This window comes from Scardovia wiggsiae (genome assembly GCF_051045985.1).
Taxonomy (GTDB): domain Bacteria; phylum Actinomycetota; class Actinomycetes; order Actinomycetales; family Bifidobacteriaceae; genus Scardovia; species Scardovia wiggsiae.
Map to the genome: position 1 here is coordinate 1 of NZ_CP157350.1, position 18,644 is coordinate 18,644.

An 18,644-nucleotide genomic window follows, 5' to 3' on the forward strand; every position below is an offset into this window, starting at 1 on the left:
ATGGCCTTACATCATAGCAATACTGAGCCTACCGCTCAACAGCTATGGTCGCGGACCCGGAATTATATGAAGGACCAGGGGTATCTGAGCCCCCGTGATACAAACCTCGTTAGCGAAGTAAGCGCACTGGGTGTATTCGATAATATGATTATCCTCTCAGTTGACGCAGATTCACTCCGTTCTACTCTGGAAAACAAGCTCCATGATGATATCAACGAATGCCTGTCAACTGTGTCTGACAAACCCATGACTTTCATTGTCAAAGTCAATACCCCGAACAATCCCTATACGGATACTGCAAATACTGCGGACAGCGATATCAACAGAAACAATGTAGGGTATAAAGATAACGGCGGCAGCGGATATGCGGAACTGGGAACCGAAACAGGGATAAACCCTTATGAGCCGGACCTGAGCATATCGGAAAATATCGGTATTGATCCGGGCCTCATCGGAAATGTGGAAAACCCGGAAGGGACCGGGACCAGCAGCACTTTTGCACCGCGTAAAACAAAAACAAAAGGCTACACAGAGCCGTACACACCTGCCCACTACGGGCAGCACGCATCTGAAGTTTTACGCAGTGAACCGTCCGCAGAGCATAAGGATGCACCGTTCCATGACCCGATATATAAAGGCGGCAGGGAACCTCAGCCGGCCGATAATATACAAAATCAGCCACATCTCCCTAAAACCCAGATATCGAGGAATGCCGTCACCCACCTTAACCCTTACGCGACTTTTGATACTTTCGTCCAGGGGACATCAAACCGCTTTGCAAAATCAGCAGCAGTAATAGTTGCTGAGGCTCCGGGAACTGCAGACTATAACCCATTATTTATTTATGGCGGTTCAGGTCTGGGGAAGACCCATCTGCTCAATGCTGTCGGCAATTATGTGCTCAGACAGGACCCTAAAGCAACAGTGCGGTATGTTACCGCAGAAGAATTCGTCAATGACTTCGTCAGTGCTCTTGCTGCAGGGGCAAGGAAACAGGCAGCTTTAGCTAATTTTACCAAGAAATACAGGAATGTTGACGTCCTGCTGCTTGATGATATCCAGTTTTTCCGCGGTACTGAAACAATGGAACAGTTCTTCCACACGTTCAATGAACTGACCAGTACAGGCAAGCAGATAGTCATTGCGTCCGATGTTGCACCTAATAATCTCAAAGGCTTCAATGAAAGGCTGAGGACACGCTTCAACAAAGGGCTTGTTGTTGATGTTGCACCGCCGGAAAAAGAGACACGGCTGGCAATACTGCGGCTGAAGGTCTCCAACAGTATTGTCCCTGTCCCTAATGATGTCCTCGATTATATCGCCGACAAAATCACAGACAGTGTCCGTGAGCTTGAGGGGGCGCTTACCCGCGTCACAGCTATAGCAACGCTTAATGACCAGCCGGTGAGCCGTACTTTAGCAGAGCAGACCCTCCACGATTTTTTCAATTCCGACGTGGAAGTTACGCCTACAAGCATTATCACCAATGTAGCGCATCACTATACACTTACTTTTGACGATATCGTCGGGCCCTCACGTACAAAAAACGTTGCCGAAGCCCGGCAGGTATCCATGTATCTTATTCGGGAAATGACAAGCCTTTCTCTTGTTGATATCGGCGAAATATTCGGAGGGCGCGACCACTCCACAGTCATGCATGCCTGCAAAAAGATTGCCAATGAGATGGGCAAAAAACGCGCCCTCTACAATAACGTCAATGAAATCACTATGTATATCAAACAGAAAGATTCAATCAGCCCTGTTTCCCGTAATTGACCGGTATTCACGCGGATCAGATATTCGGATATGGATGTAACAGTACAGTTCTGCCTATTCTGCCGATCCCTGAAATATATAGATTATACGGTTTCCTCATTAATAATTCCCTGTTACGTCTTTTCACAGAAATATACTGTGCTTCTATTTTGCTTTATTTTTCTGCTTCCTCCCTTTACATCCTCTCCATTTTGTGAAGAAACTTATCCACAATACTTTCCACAGATATATGATAACCCTGAGGATAAGTAAGATATTGGCGTGGAAAACATGGGCAAAAAACGTTAATAAAATTAACATTTTTGAGGATAAAAAATCCATAACATATTGCATGTGAGTAACATCAAAGTTATCCACATTTTCTAAACTGATTTTCCACATGCAACCGTTGCCTTCACAATTGATATCATGCGGTTCATACACCATTTCCACATCTTCCACAGCCTCTACTACGACTACTATCTAATTTATATACTTGCCCTTTTAGCCATAACCGCATGCACCATCCCGTTTCGTATATGTTCGTTCGCCCGTTACAATAGACTCATAAGACTTAAAGTTTGCCAGACTACGAACTGAGGTACTAATGAAGGTTGAGATTGATTCCTCTGCTTTTTCAGAGGCTGTATCATGGACTACCCGTATTATCCCTGCCAGGCCTGCGACACCTATCCTTACAGGTGTAAAGCTCGAAGCAGCTGACGGTACCCTCCAGCTCTCAGCATTTGATTATGAAATTTCTGCGCGCCATCACATTGAAGCAGGAATCGATGAAGACGGCACTGTTGTAGTACAGGGAAAGCTCCTTGCAGATATAGCTAAAGCCCTGCCGAGCGGGAAGACCTACTTATCAACAAATGGCTCAAAATTAACAGTTTCAGGAGGAAAATCCACCTTCTCCCTCCAGCTGATGCCTGAATCCGATTATCCTGAACTTCCTGAAATACCTTCCTCTTTAGGCGCTATAGACGGAGATACTTTCTCGCACGCTATCGCCCAGGCAGCTGTTGCTATTTCCCGTGAAGAATCAAGGCCTGTGCTTACCGGGGTCCGTGTAGCCTTTTCTGGTGATAAAGTGCAAATGACTGCAACAGACCGTTTCCGTCTGTCACGGTCAACCTTTACGTGGTCTCCTGCGCAGGATGATACTGATACAGCATTGCTTGTGCGGGGAAACCTCCTGCGTGATATTTCACGCTCCCTGGATACTGCGCAGAACGTTGTTCTTGGGTTCAACAGCGAGTCGCCGACACTGGTAAGTTTTACCAACGCTGGGAAAGTTTCAACGACTCAGCTTATTGATGGCGAGTTCCCGTCAGTTGACCGCCTTTTTGTTTCTGAATACCCGATCCAGGCGGTTATTGACAAAAATGCCCTTATTGATGCTATCCGGCGTGTATCCCTTGTAGCAGAACGGAATGCCCCTATCCGTATGGTTTTCGATAATAACGAAGTGACTCTGTCTGCAGGATCGGCTGACGAATCCCAGGCAACAGAAGTGATCCCGGTTGATATGGATGGAGATCCCATTACGATCGCTTTCAACCCTAATTACCTTCTCGAAGGCCTGGGGGCAATTTATGAACCGTATGTCCGCGTAAAGATGGTCTCTCCTATAAAGGCAGTGGAATTTAACGGGCAGCAGGAGCAGGACGGCAATGAATCGCTGGATTACCGGTATCTTCTGGTCCCGGTACGGTTTGTTGACTGACCATCTCGGGCTTATTGAACCAAAGTAAAGAGTATTCTGTGTATATTTCGCGGCTTGCCCTTGACTATTTCAGGTCGTGGGACCACTGTGTCCTTGATCTGGGCAGCCATGTCAATGTACTTTTTGGGCATAACGGCCTGGGCAAAACAAATATTGCTGAGGCAGTAGAGTTCCTCTCAACAGGGTCCAGCCACAGGGCGGGCTCATCACAGCCGCTTATACAGCATGGGCAGAAAAGTGCAGTTATACGGGCAAATGTGGAATCAGGCCGAGATGTTTCTGATCCTGATATTTCCGGCTCTGAAAAAAAGACGGGAACAAAACCTGATCAGTATACGGTAACTATCCCTGCAAAAGGTGCAAACCGTGCCCGCATCAACAACGGCCCTGCACTTTATCTGCGCGATATAGTGGGGAATATCAAAACTGTTTCTTTTACCCCTGAAGACCAATGGCTTATTTCCCTTGATCCGACAAGGCGGCGCAGTTTCCTTGATAGTGCAGGGTCACAGGTAATACGGGATTATTTTAGGGTCTTGCAGAAGTATGCCCATGTCTCAAAGCAGAGGTCAGCACTTCTGAAGAACATTGCGAACAGAAGGGATATGGGCAGCAGTACTTATGGTCCTGAAGGCGATGGCCGGTACAGCGGATATAGCAGCCAGGGGTATGATAGCCAGAGTATCGCTCAGGATTATTCGAGTTTGGAAGTATGGACCGGGCAGCTGATCAGCACAGGTATAGAGCTGACCCGGTTAAGGGCCAGTATCTGTGATCAGCTGGAAGGGCCGTTTTCGCGGATCTATTCCCATATTGCAGGGGACAGCCAGAAAGCAACGCTGGAATATTCCCCGTCTTTTACGGAAGTGTATGATTTTCCTGATGATCCATTTTCCGCTATAAGCAGCCATTTCCAGCGGCTGTTTGAAGGGGAGGCCGCCCAGGCACGGAACTTGATAGGACCGCATCGCGACGATATAGGCTTTTTCCTCAATTCAATGCCGGCACGCGAATATGCGTCAAACGGTGAATTATGGACCCTGGCTTTAGCATTGAAAATGGCTCTGTTTGAAGTATTATCAGAGAAAATGGCTGCCGGGCATAATGAACGCCATAATGATAATGATACCGGAAATACACTGTCCGACTCCGGCAATAATTTTCACGGGATCAGGAACAAGCCTATCCTTATCCTTGATGATGTCTTCTCCCAGCTTGATACATACAGACGCACAAAAATCGTTGATTTTGCTGCAGGTCAGGGGCAGGTTATCATTACTGCTGCATCACAGAGCGATATACCTGATGAATTTATTTCCGGGAATGCTGATCCGCGTGCCGGCGTAAAGCTTATTAATGTTGAAAAAGTCAGGGACAATACTGATGATATATGGGGCGGTTGATGGCAGAAAATAACCGGGAATCTGTAACACCCGTAGCAGAGCGGCTCGGGCTGCCGCAGAAAAAGCTTCCTGCGCAGATATTTAAACGGTATAGAAAACTGTTTACTCAGAAGCGTGATTACGCCCTGATGAATGAAAAGGCCAGGGACAGCTTCGGCAAAAAAGGGCGCGACCCCAAGGATCTTGATACAGCTCTGGAAAAACTGTTTGCTTCGGGCAGCGGCGTATGGAAAAAGAACCTTATGCTTGCCAAACTGCAGACGCAGTGGGGAAGCGTTGTCGGAAACCATATTGCGCAGCACACGAGTGTGGGATCGTATTCGGACGGACTTCTGGTTATTACAGCAGATTCCCCTGTGTGGGCTACCCAGCTGACATATATGGTGCCGCAGCTGAAAAAAGTAATATCACAAAGGCTTCAGGGGCTTCCTGTAACCCAGATCCGTGTGACCGGTCCGCAATCTTCGGCAAAAAAATATCGAGGAATTCGGCGGGGGCTGTAACCTGCTGCTGACATCGAAATAATCCGCTGAAGGCTTCTCAGTAGCATAACGTCTACTTCTTTTGGTACCCTATGTATATCATGTGTGAATGCGTTTAAGAGCCGTTTCTGTGCTTTTTAGCGTGAAGTACTTGCGGAAAGTACTCCGAAATTGCTTATGTGGCAAAGGCGATATTGGGGTTTAAGGAGGACAGCTTGGCTGGCAGTGAAGAAAATGGACAGGTGCAGAAGGAAACTCAGCGTGAGGGCAACGGCGAGCAGCTTGACGACGATATGAAACCGGACCATTATGATGCGAGCGATCTCAGAGTCCTTGAAGGGCTTGAAGCTGTACGTATCCGTCCGGGAATGTATATAGGGTCTACAGGCCCGCGGGGGCTCCATCATCTGGTTTATGAAATAGTTGACAATTCAGTTGATGAAGCGCTTGCGGGGTATGCTTCGCATATTGAAGTGACGATCTTGCCGGATAATGGTGTGCAGGTAATAGATGACGGCCGCGGAATCCCTGTTGATGAAGTTCCGGGAGAAGGCCGGTCCGGTGTGGAAACGGTTATGACCAAACTGCATGCAGGAGGCAAATTTGGCGGCGGCGGCTACGCTGTATCCGGCGGCCTCCATGGCGTAGGTATTTCTGTTGTGAATGCGCTTTCCACCAGAGTGGATATTGAAGTGCGCCGCCAGGGATTCCACTGGACCCAGACGTATATTGATCAGAGGCCATCAGCCCCGTTAAAAAAAGGCAGGGCTATGGATGAGGGCGAAAGCACGGGTACTTCTGTAACTTTCTGGGCAGACCCTCAGATATTTGATGCAACAGAATATGATTTCGAGACCCTCCGCGCACGTTTCCAGCAGATGGCCTTCCTGAATAAAGGGCTGAAAATATCCCTGACTGATCTGCGCACAGTAGATGAAGCTGTAGATGAAGTTGCCTCAGAGGATAATAATCCTTCTGGAAACGGGCATCGTACGGTTACGTACCAGTACGTCAACGGCATTAAGGATTATGTCGATTATCTGGTCAAAGCCAAAAAATCCGCTGTGATCGAAGAAGATATCATTGATATTGATGCAGAAGATACGCAGCAGGGTATTTCTGCTGAGATCGCCATGCAGTGGACTTCAGGGTATTCTGAATCCGTCCACACTTTTGCCAATACGATCTCAACAACTGAAGGCGGGACCCATGAAGAAGGTTTCCGCGCCGCGCTTACCGGCCTTGTTAACCGGTATGCCCGTGAAAAAGGCATCCTTAAAGATAAAGATGAAAACCTCTCCGGTGATGATGTGCGTGAAGGGCTTGTGGCGGTGATTTCCGTTAAGCTGACAGTCCCGCAGTTCGAAGGGCAGACGAAAACCAAGCTCGGCAATGCGATCGCTAAGACCTTCGTCCAGCGCGTTATGACGGAACGGATGGCCGACTGGTTTGATGCCCATCCGAGCGAAGCGAAATCGATCATCCAGAAAGGTATGGAAGCTGCACGGGCACGCCTGGCAGCCAAAAAAGCGCGTGAATCGACAAGGCGCAAGTCGATCTTTGAATCAGCCGGGATGCCTGATAAGCTGAAAGACTGCCAGTCTTCAGACCCTGCAGAATGCGAGCTGTTCATTGTGGAAGGTGATTCGGCAGGCGGTTCCGCTATCCAGGGGCGCAACCCGATAACCCAGGCTATCCTTCCTCTGCGGGGGAAGATCCTCAATACAGAACGTGCCTCACTCGACCGTATGATGAAGTCAGATACCATTGAATCCCTTATTACCGCAGTTGGCGGAGGATATGGGGAAGATTTCGACGTGAGCAAGGTACGCTACCATAAGATCATCATTATGGCTGATGCTGATGTTGACGGCGCCCATATTGCAACATTGAACCTGACATTATTCTTCCGCTATATGCGGCCTATGATCACTGAAGGCTATGTATATGTTGCAATGCCTCCGCTGTACAGGCTGAAATGGACGAAAGGCGCGCACGATTTCGTCTATACCGACGCTGAGCGTGACCGTATGCTGGAGGAAGGGCGGGCTTCCGGCAGGCAGCTCCCTAAAGGCGAAGGTATCCAGCGGTACAAGGGCCTGGGTGAAATGACATATCAGGAATTATGGGAAACCACAATGGACCCTGAACACCGCATTTTGAAGCAGATACATATTGAGGATGCTGCACAGGCGGATGAGACATTCTCCATGCTGATGGGTGAGGATGTGGAGCCGCGCCGCCTGTTCATCCAGCGTAATGCCCGTGATGCACGCTTCATAGATGCATAGCCAATCCCTATAGTGCAGATATCAACAGGAACAGGAACATCAAAGGTAAGGAAGAACCGTGGCAGACGATAATGAGACAGACCTCGGCAGCGAAGAACCGGCAGACGGTGCGGATAATTCGCTTGAACCTGTAAGCCCTCAGGCAGGCGACGAAGATTTCGGACTGCTGAAAGGCACCCGTATCAGGGCAATGGACCTGCAGCAGGAAATGCGGGAATCATACCTTGCATATGCCCTTTCGGTAATCGTTGAACGCGCACTGCCCGATGTCCGCGACGGCATGAAGCCTGTACACCGCCGTGTGATCTACGCGATGTACGACGGGGGATACCGGCCGGACCGCGGCTATAACAAATGTTCCCGCGTTGTCGGTGATGTGATGGGTAAATACCATCCCCACGGCGATGCTGCTATCTATGACACGCTGGTACGTATGGCACAGCCGTGGTCGATGCGGTATCTGCTTGTGGACGGCCAGGGCAATTTCGGGTCTCCTGGAGATGATCCTGCAGCTGCCATGCGATATACAGAGTGCCGTATGGCACCGCTGGCTATGGAGCTTGTACGTGATATTGATAAAGATACCGTCGATTTTGTCCCCAACTACGACGGCAAGACCCAGGAACCTACAGTGCTGCCAAGCCGGTTCCCCAACCTTCTGGTGAACGGTTCGGCAGGTATTGCTGTAGGCATGGCGACGAATATCCCCCCTCATAATATGCGTGAAGTCGCGCAGGGGGTCCACTGGGCGCTGGACCATCCGAATGCCAGCCGTGAAGAGCTCCTCAACAATCTGATCGCCATTATTAAGGGGCCTGACTTCCCAACAGGAGCAACGATCCTCGGCCACAGAGGCATTGAGCAGGCGTACCGTACCGGGCGCGGCCTGATCACTATGCGTGCCGTAGTCAATACTGAAGAGATCAACGGCCGCCTGTGTCTGGTGGTGACTGAACTCCCTTACCAGGTGAACCCTGACCGGCTGGCATCTTCAATACGGGAAGCAGTGCGTGACGGGAAGATCCAGGGTATCGCTGATATGCGCGACGAGACTTCCGGGCGTACAGGCCAGCGTCTGGTACTCGTCCTTAAACGTGACGCTGTCCCGAAGGTAGTGCTCAACAATCTTTATAAGCACACCCAGCTGCAGCAGACATTCGGCGCCAATATGCTTGCCCTGGTGGACGGCGTGCCGCGTACGCTCAGCCTTGACGCATTCATCCGTCACTGGGTATCGCATCAGCTTGATGTTGTGGAACGGCGCACCAGGTATCTGAAGCGTGAGGCGGAGGAGCGCGACCATATCCTCCAGGGGTATCTGAAAGCGCTGGATATGATCGAGGAAGTCATAGCGCTTATCCGTAGGTCGCCGGATGTAGATGAGGCCCGTGCGGGCCTGATGCGGTTGCTTGATGTTGACCAGGTACAGGCGGACGCCATCCTTGCCATGCAGTTGCGCAGGCTGGCTGCACTGGAAAGGCAGAAGATCATTGATGAGCACGATGAGCTGATGCGCCGGATCGCTGACTATAATGATATCCTTGCCAGCCCGGAGCGCCAGCGCGCCATTGTCGGCGATGAAATGGATGAAATCGTTGACAAATACGGTGATGAGCGCCGCACACAGATACTCCCGTTCTCCGGCGAAGTCAATGTTGAGGACCTTATAGCTGAGGAGAATGTTGTTGTAACAGTAACGCATTCCGGCTATATCAAACGTACAAAAGCTGATGAATACCGGGCTCAGCATCGGGGCGGCAAAGGGATCAAAGGGACCCGGCTGCGTGAAGATGATGTTGTGGACCATTTCTTCCTTACCAGTACCCATAACTGGCTGCTGTTCTTTACCAACCAGGGCAGGGTATACCGTATCAAGGGCTATGAGGTCCCGGAAGGTTCCCGCGATTCCAAAGGCCAGCACGTTGCTAACCTCCTGCAGCTGGGGCCTGATGAGAAAATACAGCAGGTCCTCTCTATCAGGGATTATTCCGCAGCACAGTATCTGGTCCTTGCAACCCGCAGCGGCAAAGTCAAGAAAACCCATCTCTCAGAATATGATTCTGCCCGCCAGGGAGGCCTGATCGCCGTACGTCTGCGCGAGATCGAAGGTGCTTACAGGACTGATGCCGACGGCAAGAAGGTAGCGGTCGTTGATGAACTTATCGGTGCCGCACTATGCAACAGTGATGATGAAATCATTGTTGTTTCGCGGAAAGGCATGAGCGTTAAGTTCCAGGCAGATGACCAGACCCTGCGCCCTATGGGACGCCAGACTGCAGGTGTCCAGGCGATGAAATTCCGCGGAGAGCCCGGCAATGACCTCCTGCTGAGCATGGACGTTATCCCGGCTGATTCGGATTCAGACCTTCTTGTAGTTACCAATGAGGGTTTTGCCAAGCGTACTGCGTTAAGCGAATACCGTCTGCAGGGGCGCAACGGTTATGGAGTTAAAGCCATCAATCTTGTGGAGGACCGGGGATCTCTTGTCGGCGCTATGGTAGTCCATGAAGATGACCAGGTGATGGCCATTATGAAATCAGGCAAGGTCATCCGTTCGGATGTTTCGGAGATCAAACGTACCGGCAGGAATACACAGGGTGTGACCCTAGCGAAAACCGGTAAGGATGATGAGATCCTGTCTATCGCCCGGAATGCTGAAAAAGATGATGAAACTGGTGACGGACAGAATACTGAAGATTCAGTAAATAACTCTGACGCTGCGGACCGGGATGGCAGCACCAGGAGTACAGTTGAACAAGGAATAACAACCGATAGCGCAGCGGGCACAAGCTCAGCTGAGTAGGAGGGTATTATGACGGCAGAAACTCCGCAGCCGCAGGATCCACGGTACGACGCCCGGCAGGACGCATCTGCCCAGCAGATGGCGGATCCTAATGCCGAAACACAGTACACTACACGTGATGCCCAGGAGGTTGCGGCAAGGTCTGCTGTCCGTCCGGCAGCAAATTCCGGAGGTCACGCGAGAACTTCCCAGCAGCCGGGGGATACCAGCCGTGCCGGAAGCTCTTCCTCAGCCGGTACAGGCTCAGGTGTGCCCCGCGCCCGCCGGATGAACCTGTCAATAACCCGGGTGGATCCATGGTCTGTCACCAAAATGGCGTTCATGCTTTCTATTGCTGGAGCCATAATCCAGCTTGTTGCCGTAACCCTTATCTGGTTTATTGTAGATGCGGTAGGCCTGTTTGATGTTGTCAACGAACTTGGTACCAGGATCAGCTCTTCATTCAATCTGACAGATATCCTCAGCCTTCCACGGGTTATTGGTGCAATAACGATCCTGTCGGTATTCGAAATCGTTATTATTTGCGTGATGGCAGCAATTGGGGCACTTCTGTACAATGTTTCCAGCCGCCTTGTAGGCGGGATCCACGTAACGCTTGGTGATGATTAACAGACCAGGTCCGAGTACCCGGTTATACCAGGCTGGAAACAGCAGGTAAAGGCGGGTCCTATGGAACGTGATAATCCGTCAGGCAACAGGCGTGCGTCGATTGATGATGTGGCATATGCATCCGGTGTTTCCCGGCAGACAGTCTCCCGTGTAATCAATAATTCCGGATATGTAGCTGAACAGACGCGGATGAAAGTTGAAGATGCCATCAGGCATTTGCATTATCAGCCTTCCCAGTCTGCCCGTGCACTTGCAACACGGCATTCGCGGATGATCGCAGTCATAGCAGGCGGCATCAATTATTTTGGGCCATTATCTACGATATCAGCACTGGAACAGACGGCCCGTGCCCGCGGATATTTTATTTCCCTGGCCAATGTTGACGAACGGGGGCTGTCAGATACTGAATTTTCCTCTATTATGCAGGGTTTCTCCCAGCTTGGTGCCGAGGCATATGTGATCGTTGCTCCGACTGATGCCATGCTCCATGCCGTTAAGCAGGTGCGGTTTGATGTCCCCTGTGTGATCATTACCGGATCGGATGGGGATGAGGATATTGAAGGGTATCTTGAGGCAAACAGTACCGTGTATGCTGTGAGTATTGACCAATGGGATGCAGTGGGCTGTATTGCAGAAACAGTATATTCTGACTGTTTCAGGCATCAGGGGGCTAAGGATTCGGGTTCCGCAGCCGCAGGATCCATGGATAATGCGGCCTATTATCTTGCAGGACCCCTGCAGTGGCGCGATGCGTATACCCGGCGTGCAGCATGGGAAGCAGCGTGTACGGAACTCGGGATGGAGAGCACTGTTATTGACGCGGACTCATGGGATGCCCAGGCAGGGTATTCGGCAGTAGAGGCCATACTGGGAGAAGCTTTCGGGGACAAAGGGCCTGAAAGCGGCAAGTTCCGTGAAGGCCGTAATATCGCAGTTGTCTGTGCCAATGACCTGCTTGCCTTTGGTGCTTTACGCGCTTTAGGCGAATACCCGGGCCTGGATATAGATAACAGGGATACGGGCCGGAGGCTGGTAAAAATCGCCGGATATGATGATATGCCCGGGTCAGACAGTACATGCCCGCCGTTGAGCACAGTAAAACCGGATTTTGGGATGCTCGGATCAACGGCTATGGAGATACTCCTTAATGCTGTTGAGGATCCCGGAAGCGCAGAAGGTCCGGAAGAAACTGCAGGGGATGTATCCAGTGGCGCAGAAGCAGGGAATGGGATAAAGGGCTGGAAGAAAGGCCTCACAGGGAACAGGGATGCTGCTGTATTGCCTCAGCGGCACGGTGTTATCCAGGTCCCTGCACAGTTTATCCGACGGGAAAGCCTGTAAAAGTACCTGTAAAGATAGTGGAATAGACAATACGGCGCGTGTATAGAATCCCTTTAGTGCTATACTTGATGTGTGAGCGCTCACATATAAATACGGAAAAGAAAAGCAGAAACAGAATCCATCCGTAATGTTTCCACAGACGGGAACGGTGAGACGGTTCCAAAAACAGTACTAAGGGGTACTGGACTACTGGACGGGTCCGCATTTACAGTGCTGCGGGCCGGATACGCGAAAGGTGGTGCCGCATGGCTGGCACAGTAGCTGATACAGCAGCGGGAATGGCAGCTGAAACACATATGTTGCCGAATACGGGGCGTGCTGCCGAGGATGTTGCCGAAGGCAGGACTTCACTGGGGATCGAGTTTGGCTCCACGCGGATCAAAGCTGTCCTGATTAATAACAGGTATGAGACTCTTGCTTCAGGGGAGCATGGCTGGGAAAACCGTCTGGAAAACGGGCTGTGGACGTATTCACTGGATGATATCTGGTCCGGCCTTCAGGATGCATATGCCAGCCTGGCTGATGATTTTAAAGGGAAATACGGGGCAGAGCTTACTGCTGTCGGGTCGCTCGGTTTTTCTGCAATGATGCACGGATACCTGGCTTTTAACAAAGATGGCAAACTTCTCGTACCGTTCCGCACATGGCGCAATACCAGTACCCGCGAAGCGCACGAAAAGCTGTCGGACCTGTTCCGGTTCAATATCCCCGAACGCTGGTCTATCGCGCATCTGTACCAGGCGATACTCAACAAGGAAGAGCATGTCCCTGAGCTGGCGTATTTCACTACGCTTGCAGGATATGTCCACTGGAAACTTACCGGACGTAAAGTCCTGGGGGTTGGCGATGCATCGGGCATGTTCCCCGTAGACCCTCAGACACATACATGGGAAGAAGGTTTCCTTGACCGGTTCAGCAGCCTGCCGGAAGTATCGCAGCAGCCCTGGGATATCCGGGATATCCTGCCTCAGCCGCTTGCAGCAGGGGAAGATGCGGGGACACTGACTGCGGAAGGTGTACAGCTTCTTGATCCCAGCGGCAGGCTTCGCCCGGGCATCCCGATGGCGCCTCCGGAAGGCGACGCGGGGACCGGCATGGTAGCGACAAATTCAGTACGTCCCCGTACAGGCAATGTATCAGCAGGGACATCGATATTTGCTACAGTCGTCCTGGAACACAGGCTAGAACGGTTCCATCCGGAAATCGATATCGTCGCTACCCCTTCAGGGGATCTAGCGGGGATGTCGCACGCCAATAATTTTACTTCGGACCTCAACGCGTGGGTGGGTATTTTCAGCCAGTTTGCACAGGCTGCAGGTATAGTAATGGATATGGATACCGTGTATTCCACACTGTTCACTGCTGCGCTTACTGACAGGCCTTCTGGCACTTCCAGTCCGCAGCTTCCGTCCGGCATAAGTGCGGATGCCGATGCGGGCGGGCTTATCAACTACTGTTTCTATTCCGGGGAGTTTCTCGCCGGCCTGGAAGAAGGGCGGCCTGTATTTGCCCGCGGCCCGCACAGCCGCATGACTTTGGGGAATTTTATGCGGGCGCAGCTGTTCTCTGCATTCAGTCCGGTGAAAATCGGCATGGATATTATGGCGAAAGATGAGCATGTGGCTATAGATACCCTGGTCGGCCATGGCGGTATATTCACCACCCCTGTAGTCGCGCAGCGCATACTTGCCGCAGCATTCAACGTTCCTGTCACAGTAATGCCCACTGCTTCTGAAGGCGGTGCCTGGGGCATGGCAGTCCTTGCAGCATATCTGCTGCGCTGCGCGGGAGCCGGGAAAACGCAGGATCTTGCGGATTTCCTTGATACGGAAGTATTCGCTGCTGCCCAGCCATCCACAGAGCAGCCCCGCCCTGACGACGTTGAAGGTTTTAAGAAGTTCTTCAGGCGTTTTACCGCAGCCCTTCCTGTGGAAAAGGAAGCCGTCAGGACTATCAGTGATGACAGTGCCGATGAAAACACCGCACAGCACCAGTGAAATGCGAGGAACGCCGGAAACCGGCAGCAGTGGAAACCACGATGCCGTAACTATCGGGAAAACAAACAAACAGACAGGAGCAATATGCCAACTCTCAATGATTATTCTCAGGAAACCCGCAGCGAAGTCATGCGCGTGCGGAAAGAAGTGTCAGACCTCCACCAGCAGCTGATTGCATGGAACCTTGTAGTATGGACTGCCGGGAATGTATCACAGCGCCTGCATTCCGCGGACCTCATGGTTATCAAACCTTCGGGCATAAGGTATGAAAACCTTACGCCGGAATCTATGGTGGTGTGCGATTTGGAAGGGAATGTGGTAGATGGCGCGGCAGCACCATCTTCCGACACTGCTTCCCACGCATATATCTACCGCATGATGCCGGAAGTATACGGTGTCGTCCATACCCATTCCACATATGCCACGGCCTGGGCAGCGACAGGGAAGAATATCCCCTGCGTACTCACTATGATGGGTGATGAATTTGGCGGAGAAGTCCCGGTAGGGCCATTCCGGCTTATCGGCTCTGAAGCTATCGGCGAAGGTGTGGTCGAAACACTGAAAAAATATCCGAAATCCCCCGCTGTCATCATGCAGAACCATGGCCCGTTCACTATCGGTAGGAGTGCTGAAGCAGCAGTCAAGGCTGCAGCTATGACGGAAGAAGTTGCCCATACAGTGTGGGCAGCGCAGATGATAGGGGGAGTGATCCCTATCCCGCAGGAAGATATCGACAGACTCAATGACCGTTATCAGAATGTATACGGCCAGCAAGGCAAATAGTTAATAACCAAGGAGTAATTATGGCAATGGAAAACCCGTTTGAGGGCAAAGAGATCTGGTTTGCAGTCGGATCGCAGGATCTGTATGGTGAAGAAGCCCTGCAGCAGGTAGCCAGGCAGTCCCATGATATTGTGGAAACGCTGGATGCCTCTCCGGATATCCCCGTGAAGCTGGTCCTGAAACCGACGCTGAAAGATTCCGATTCCATAAGGAATTTCATGATCGATACTTCATCGCACCCGGAATGTATTGGTGTGATTGCATGGATGCACACATTCAGCCCGGCAAAAATGTGGATACGCGGCCTGAACGAACTCCATAAGCCGCTGCTCCAGCTCAATACCCAGCATCACCTTGAGATCCCTTGGGATACCATGGATATGGACTTCATGAACCTTAACCAGGCTGCCCATGGCGACCGCGAATTTGGCTATATTGTCACCCGCCTTGGGATACCGCGTAAAATCGTTGCGGGACACTACACCGACCCTGATGTTGCACAGCGTATTGGCGTGTGGGCACGGGCATGTGCGGGCTGGAATGCCGCCAACACTATGAAGGTCTGCCGCTGGGGCGACAATATGCGCAATGTCGCTGTGACTGAAGGCGACAAAACGGAAGCGGAGCGTGTATTCGGGACTTCCGTCAATACCTGGCCGGTCAATGAACTGGCAGCATATGTTGATAAGGCAGGCGATGACCAGGTCAGGGCGATCATCGACGATTATAAGCGTGAATATGATGTAGCCCCTGAACTTCTTGGTTCACGGTATGATTCCCTGGTTACAGCTGCCCGGGAAGAAGCAGGCATGCGCAATATGCTTGATAATATTGGCGCAACAGCAGCCACAGATAATTTTGAAGACCTCGGGCCGCTCAGGCAGCTTCCCGGTGTCGGTGCACAGCGTCTGATGGCGGACGGTTACGGTTTCAGCGCAGAGGGAGACTGGAAAACTTCCGTACTCGTGCGCATAGGGAATGTTATGGGGTATGGCCTTGAAGGCGGCTGCTCGCTGATGGAAGATTATTCCTATAATTTCGTTTCCGGAAAAGAAAAAATACTGGGAGCCCATATGCTGGAAGTTTCGCCAACGCTGAAAACTGACGGCAGGGCCAGCCTTGAGATACACCCGCTTGGTATTGGCGGGAAAGAAGATCCGGTGCGTCTGGTTTTTACCGCTACACCTAAGAAAGACGCCGTTGTTGTTTCCCTCGCCGATATGCGCGAGCGGTTCCGTCTTGTTATGAATGTGGTGGACGTTGTGCAGCCGGACCGGGAGCTTCCCAAGCTTCCTACCGCACGTGCATTGTGGGAGCCTAAACCGTCGCTGAAAACATCTGTCCAGTGCTGGCTTCTTGCGGGTGCCGCCCACCATACATGCATGACTACCGCTGCCGGCCGTGAGGCCTGGGAAGATTTTGCACGCATAGCCGGTGTAGAGCTTGCTGTTATTGATGAGGATACATCCGCTGCTGGCTTCGAGAAAGGGCTTCAGCTCAGCGATGTGTATTATCGGCTTAACGGGCATTTCTAAGGGGTATCCTCAGGGCATCCCTGCAGCCTGAAATACTCTTCTGCCCTTTCTATCCTTTCTGCCCTGCTGCCTGCGGCCTGAAGGCAGCAGGGTTTTATTGTATTTCCTCGGTCATGCTATGTTGTCTGTTGGATAGGAATACAATTTATTGACCTCGTTGCTTGATTGAGGATACAATTTATTGCTGTCATTTTCATCAGTAGCTTTTGCATTTTTTCTTCTACTCTTGAATAATCGTCCATCTTGAGAGTCTTTTTTCCCTGTCTTGTATATGATAGTAATCATTGCAGGATCAATTTCCCCATCATCATTAGTTCCACCAATTATGATTTTGTCTACTATACTTTCAAATACAGTTCTGTCAAATTCTTCAAGATATTTATTCGATTCCAATAGCTTCTTAAATCCTTCAAGTCTTTTCTTTAATGCTTTTTCATCGGTCAAAGTTATCTCTAACGCTCTTTTTTCTTCAAGCAATTTCTCCTTACTGATGGAAATTTCATTATATTTCTCTTGATATATGTCCATACTGATTGATTCATTAAGCCTTAATTCAACAAGGTCTTTCTCTTTCTTCAGTATTTTATCAAGTTGATTACTAATCTCCTTCAAGTCCTTTGCTAAGCTATTATCTTTCAGCTCTTCTTCCACAGTTTTTAAGAACTCATTTGTAATCTCTACATTATTGTGGCATACCTGACGATAGCTTTCCATAAATGCTTTTTCTGCGGCTTCTTCTTCAATGCCTTTGCTGTGTGGGCAATACTTCTTTCCATTTTTAGTGGCATTGACACATTGCCAAATTACTTTTTTATATTCAGAACTTGAATGCCAATTTCTTCTTGAAAGCATATGACCGCAAAATCCGCATTCCAGCATACTGCTGAAAGCATATTTCCTTGAATACTTTTCTCTTTTACCGCCATTATTAGCAACTGTATTTCTATTCTTTGCCCTTCTTAATCTAATTCCCTGAGCCTTTTCAAAATCTTCTTCGGAAATAATAGGCTCATGATGATTTTCAATATAAAATTTATCTTGTTCCCCAAAGTTATCTAATCTTCTTTTTGAAATAGGATCAACAGTGAATGTTTTACCCATGAGAAGATCGCCCTTATATTTTTCATTTTTAATGATTCCTAAAACAGTAGTTTCAGTCCATTTCTTATATCCTCTTGGCGATAAATAACCTTGTTCTTCAAGCTCTCTGGAAATAACCATACCTCCAACGCCTTCAAGGTATCTTCTGAAAATATATCGTACAATCTCAGCTTCTTTTTCATTGATGGAAATACTCTTAGTTTCCGGATCATAGTCATAACCTAAACAACCTTGAAACCCGACCATTTCTCCTCTTTCCATCTTCATTCTCAAGCCTTTTTTAACATTGGCTGAAATATTTTCTACTTCCTGTTGAGCAACTGAACTCAAAATAGTCAAAAGCAGCTCTCCATCCATCGTTAAAGTATTGATATTTTCTTCTTCAAAAAATACTGCAACATTATATTCCTTTAGCTTTCTAACATATTTCAAAGTATCTAAAGTATTTCTTGCAAATCTTGATATAGATTTTGTAATTACCATGTCTATATCGCCGTTCATACAATCATTGATTAGTCTTTGAAAATCAATTCTTCTGTCAACCTGTGTACCGGTTATCGCTTCATCAGCATATATTCCTGCAAGTGTCCACTCTTTATTTTTCTTTATAAATTCTGTGTAGTGTTCTACTTGAGAATTATAGCTGTTAATCTGATCTTCAGTATCTGTACTAACTCTGCAATAAGCTGCCACTCGCTTTATTGAGCGTTCAACACAGCCTGATGCAGTTCTTTTCAGTGTGGTATCACCTTTAATAACTTTTACATCTTTCTTCACTGCATCCGCCTCCTTATTTGTATCTTTCTATGCAG

The 18,644-nt window shown here is 49.7% G+C and carries 13 protein-coding genes; 11 read left to right on the plus strand and 2 right to left on the minus strand.

Annotation, left to right across the window (positions count from 1 at the left end):
- Nucleotides 1–1,776: a chromosomal replication initiator protein DnaA gene (gene dnaA / locus ABKA16_RS00005; RefSeq protein ID WP_380999874.1), complete on the plus strand. Its 1,776-nt coding sequence runs from the start codon at nt 1–3 to the stop codon at nt 1,774–1,776.
- Between the two features lie 144 nt (nt 1,777–1,920).
- Here dnaA and ABKA16_RS00010 read toward each other — a convergent pair whose 3' ends face one another.
- The gene (locus ABKA16_RS00010; RefSeq protein ID WP_380999873.1) at nt 1,921–2,217 is read right to left on the minus strand and encodes a hypothetical protein; all 297 of its coding nucleotides are present in this window, start codon (nt 2,215–2,217) and stop codon (nt 1,921–1,923) included.
- A 145-nt stretch (nt 2,218–2,362) separates the two neighbouring features.
- Between ABKA16_RS00010 and dnaN the strand changes: the two genes are divergently transcribed.
- The 10 genes from dnaN (at nt 2,363) to araA (ending at nt 16,731) form a co-directional block, all read left to right on the plus strand.
- Entirely contained in the window at nt 2,363–3,487 is a 1,125-nt protein-coding gene (gene dnaN, locus ABKA16_RS00015; RefSeq protein WP_380999871.1) for a DNA polymerase III subunit beta, read from the plus strand.
- Between the two features lie 38 nt (nt 3,488–3,525).
- Nucleotides 3,526–4,890, plus strand: coding sequence for a DNA replication/repair protein RecF (locus ABKA16_RS00020; RefSeq protein WP_380999869.1), 1,365 nt, complete (start codon nt 3,526–3,528; stop codon nt 4,888–4,890).
- Nucleotides 4,890–5,393 carry a DUF721 domain-containing protein gene (locus tag ABKA16_RS00025; protein ID WP_380999868.1) on the plus strand — a complete coding sequence of 168 codons (504 nt, stop codon included), beginning with the start codon at nt 4,890–4,892 and terminating at the stop codon, nt 5,391–5,393. Before ABKA16_RS00020 ends, ABKA16_RS00025 begins: the two co-directional genes overlap by 1 nt.
- Nucleotides 5,394–5,587: 194 nt before the next feature.
- Nucleotides 5,588–7,663: a DNA topoisomerase (ATP-hydrolyzing) subunit B gene (gene gyrB / locus ABKA16_RS00030; RefSeq protein ID WP_409349290.1), complete on the plus strand. Its 2,076-nt coding sequence runs from the start codon at nt 5,588–5,590 to the stop codon at nt 7,661–7,663.
- A 58-nt stretch (nt 7,664–7,721) separates the two neighbouring features.
- On the plus strand, nt 7,722–10,466 hold the full coding sequence (gyrA, locus tag ABKA16_RS00035) for a DNA gyrase subunit A (protein WP_380999867.1): 2,745 nt from the start codon (nt 7,722–7,724) through the stop codon (nt 10,464–10,466).
- Between the two features lie 9 nt (nt 10,467–10,475).
- The gene (locus ABKA16_RS00040; RefSeq protein ID WP_007147857.1) at nt 10,476–11,075 is read left to right on the plus strand and encodes a DUF3566 domain-containing protein; all 600 of its coding nucleotides are present in this window, start codon (nt 10,476–10,478) and stop codon (nt 11,073–11,075) included.
- A 60-nt stretch (nt 11,076–11,135) separates the two neighbouring features.
- On the plus strand, nt 11,136–12,416 hold the full coding sequence (locus ABKA16_RS00045; protein ID WP_380999865.1) for a LacI family DNA-binding transcriptional regulator: 1,281 nt from the start codon (nt 11,136–11,138) through the stop codon (nt 12,414–12,416).
- A 278-nt stretch (nt 12,417–12,694) separates the two neighbouring features.
- Complete coding sequence (locus ABKA16_RS00050) at nt 12,695–14,413, plus strand: xylulokinase (RefSeq protein WP_381000172.1); 1,719 nt, start codon at nt 12,695–12,697, stop codon at nt 14,411–14,413.
- 84 nt (nt 14,414–14,497) lie between these two features.
- Nucleotides 14,498–15,196: an L-ribulose-5-phosphate 4-epimerase gene (locus tag ABKA16_RS00055; protein WP_380999863.1), complete on the plus strand. Its 699-nt coding sequence runs from the start codon at nt 14,498–14,500 to the stop codon at nt 15,194–15,196.
- A 20-nt stretch (nt 15,197–15,216) separates the two neighbouring features.
- Nucleotides 15,217–16,731, plus strand: a complete 1,515-nt coding sequence (araA, locus tag ABKA16_RS00060) for an L-arabinose isomerase (protein ID WP_380999862.1) — start codon at nt 15,217–15,219, stop codon at nt 16,729–16,731.
- A 111-nt stretch (nt 16,732–16,842) separates the two neighbouring features.
- Here the strand turns inward: araA and ABKA16_RS00065 are convergent, their stop codons facing one another.
- Complete coding sequence (locus tag ABKA16_RS00065) at nt 16,843–18,609, minus strand: recombinase family protein (RefSeq protein ID WP_380999861.1); 1,767 nt, start codon at nt 18,607–18,609, stop codon at nt 16,843–16,845.
- Nucleotides 18,610–18,644 lie beyond the last annotated feature (35 nt).

What these genes read in the sequence shown, in the direction of transcription:
- ABKA16_RS00025 (WP_380999868.1), top strand. Translation starts at nt 4,890, where the DNA reads ATGGCAGAAAATAACCGGGAATCTGTAACACCCGTAGCAGAGCGGCTC.
- dnaN (WP_380999871.1), top strand. Translation starts at nt 2,363, where the DNA reads ATGAAGGTTGAGATTGATTCCTCTGCTTTTTCAGAGGCTGTATCATGG.
- ABKA16_RS00050 (WP_381000172.1), top strand. Translation starts at nt 12,695, where the DNA reads ATGGCAGCTGAAACACATATGTTGCCGAATACGGGGCGTGCTGCCGAG.
- dnaA (WP_380999874.1), top strand. Translation starts at nt 1, where the DNA reads ATGGCCTTACATCATAGCAATACTGAGCCTACCGCTCAACAGCTATGG.
- ABKA16_RS00045 (WP_380999865.1), top strand. Translation starts at nt 11,136, where the DNA reads ATGGAACGTGATAATCCGTCAGGCAACAGGCGTGCGTCGATTGATGAT.
- ABKA16_RS00040 (WP_007147857.1), top strand. Translation starts at nt 10,476, where the DNA reads ATGACGGCAGAAACTCCGCAGCCGCAGGATCCACGGTACGACGCCCGG.
- ABKA16_RS00055 (WP_380999863.1), top strand. Translation starts at nt 14,498, where the DNA reads ATGCCAACTCTCAATGATTATTCTCAGGAAACCCGCAGCGAAGTCATG.
- araA (WP_380999862.1), top strand. Translation starts at nt 15,217, where the DNA reads ATGGCAATGGAAAACCCGTTTGAGGGCAAAGAGATCTGGTTTGCAGTC.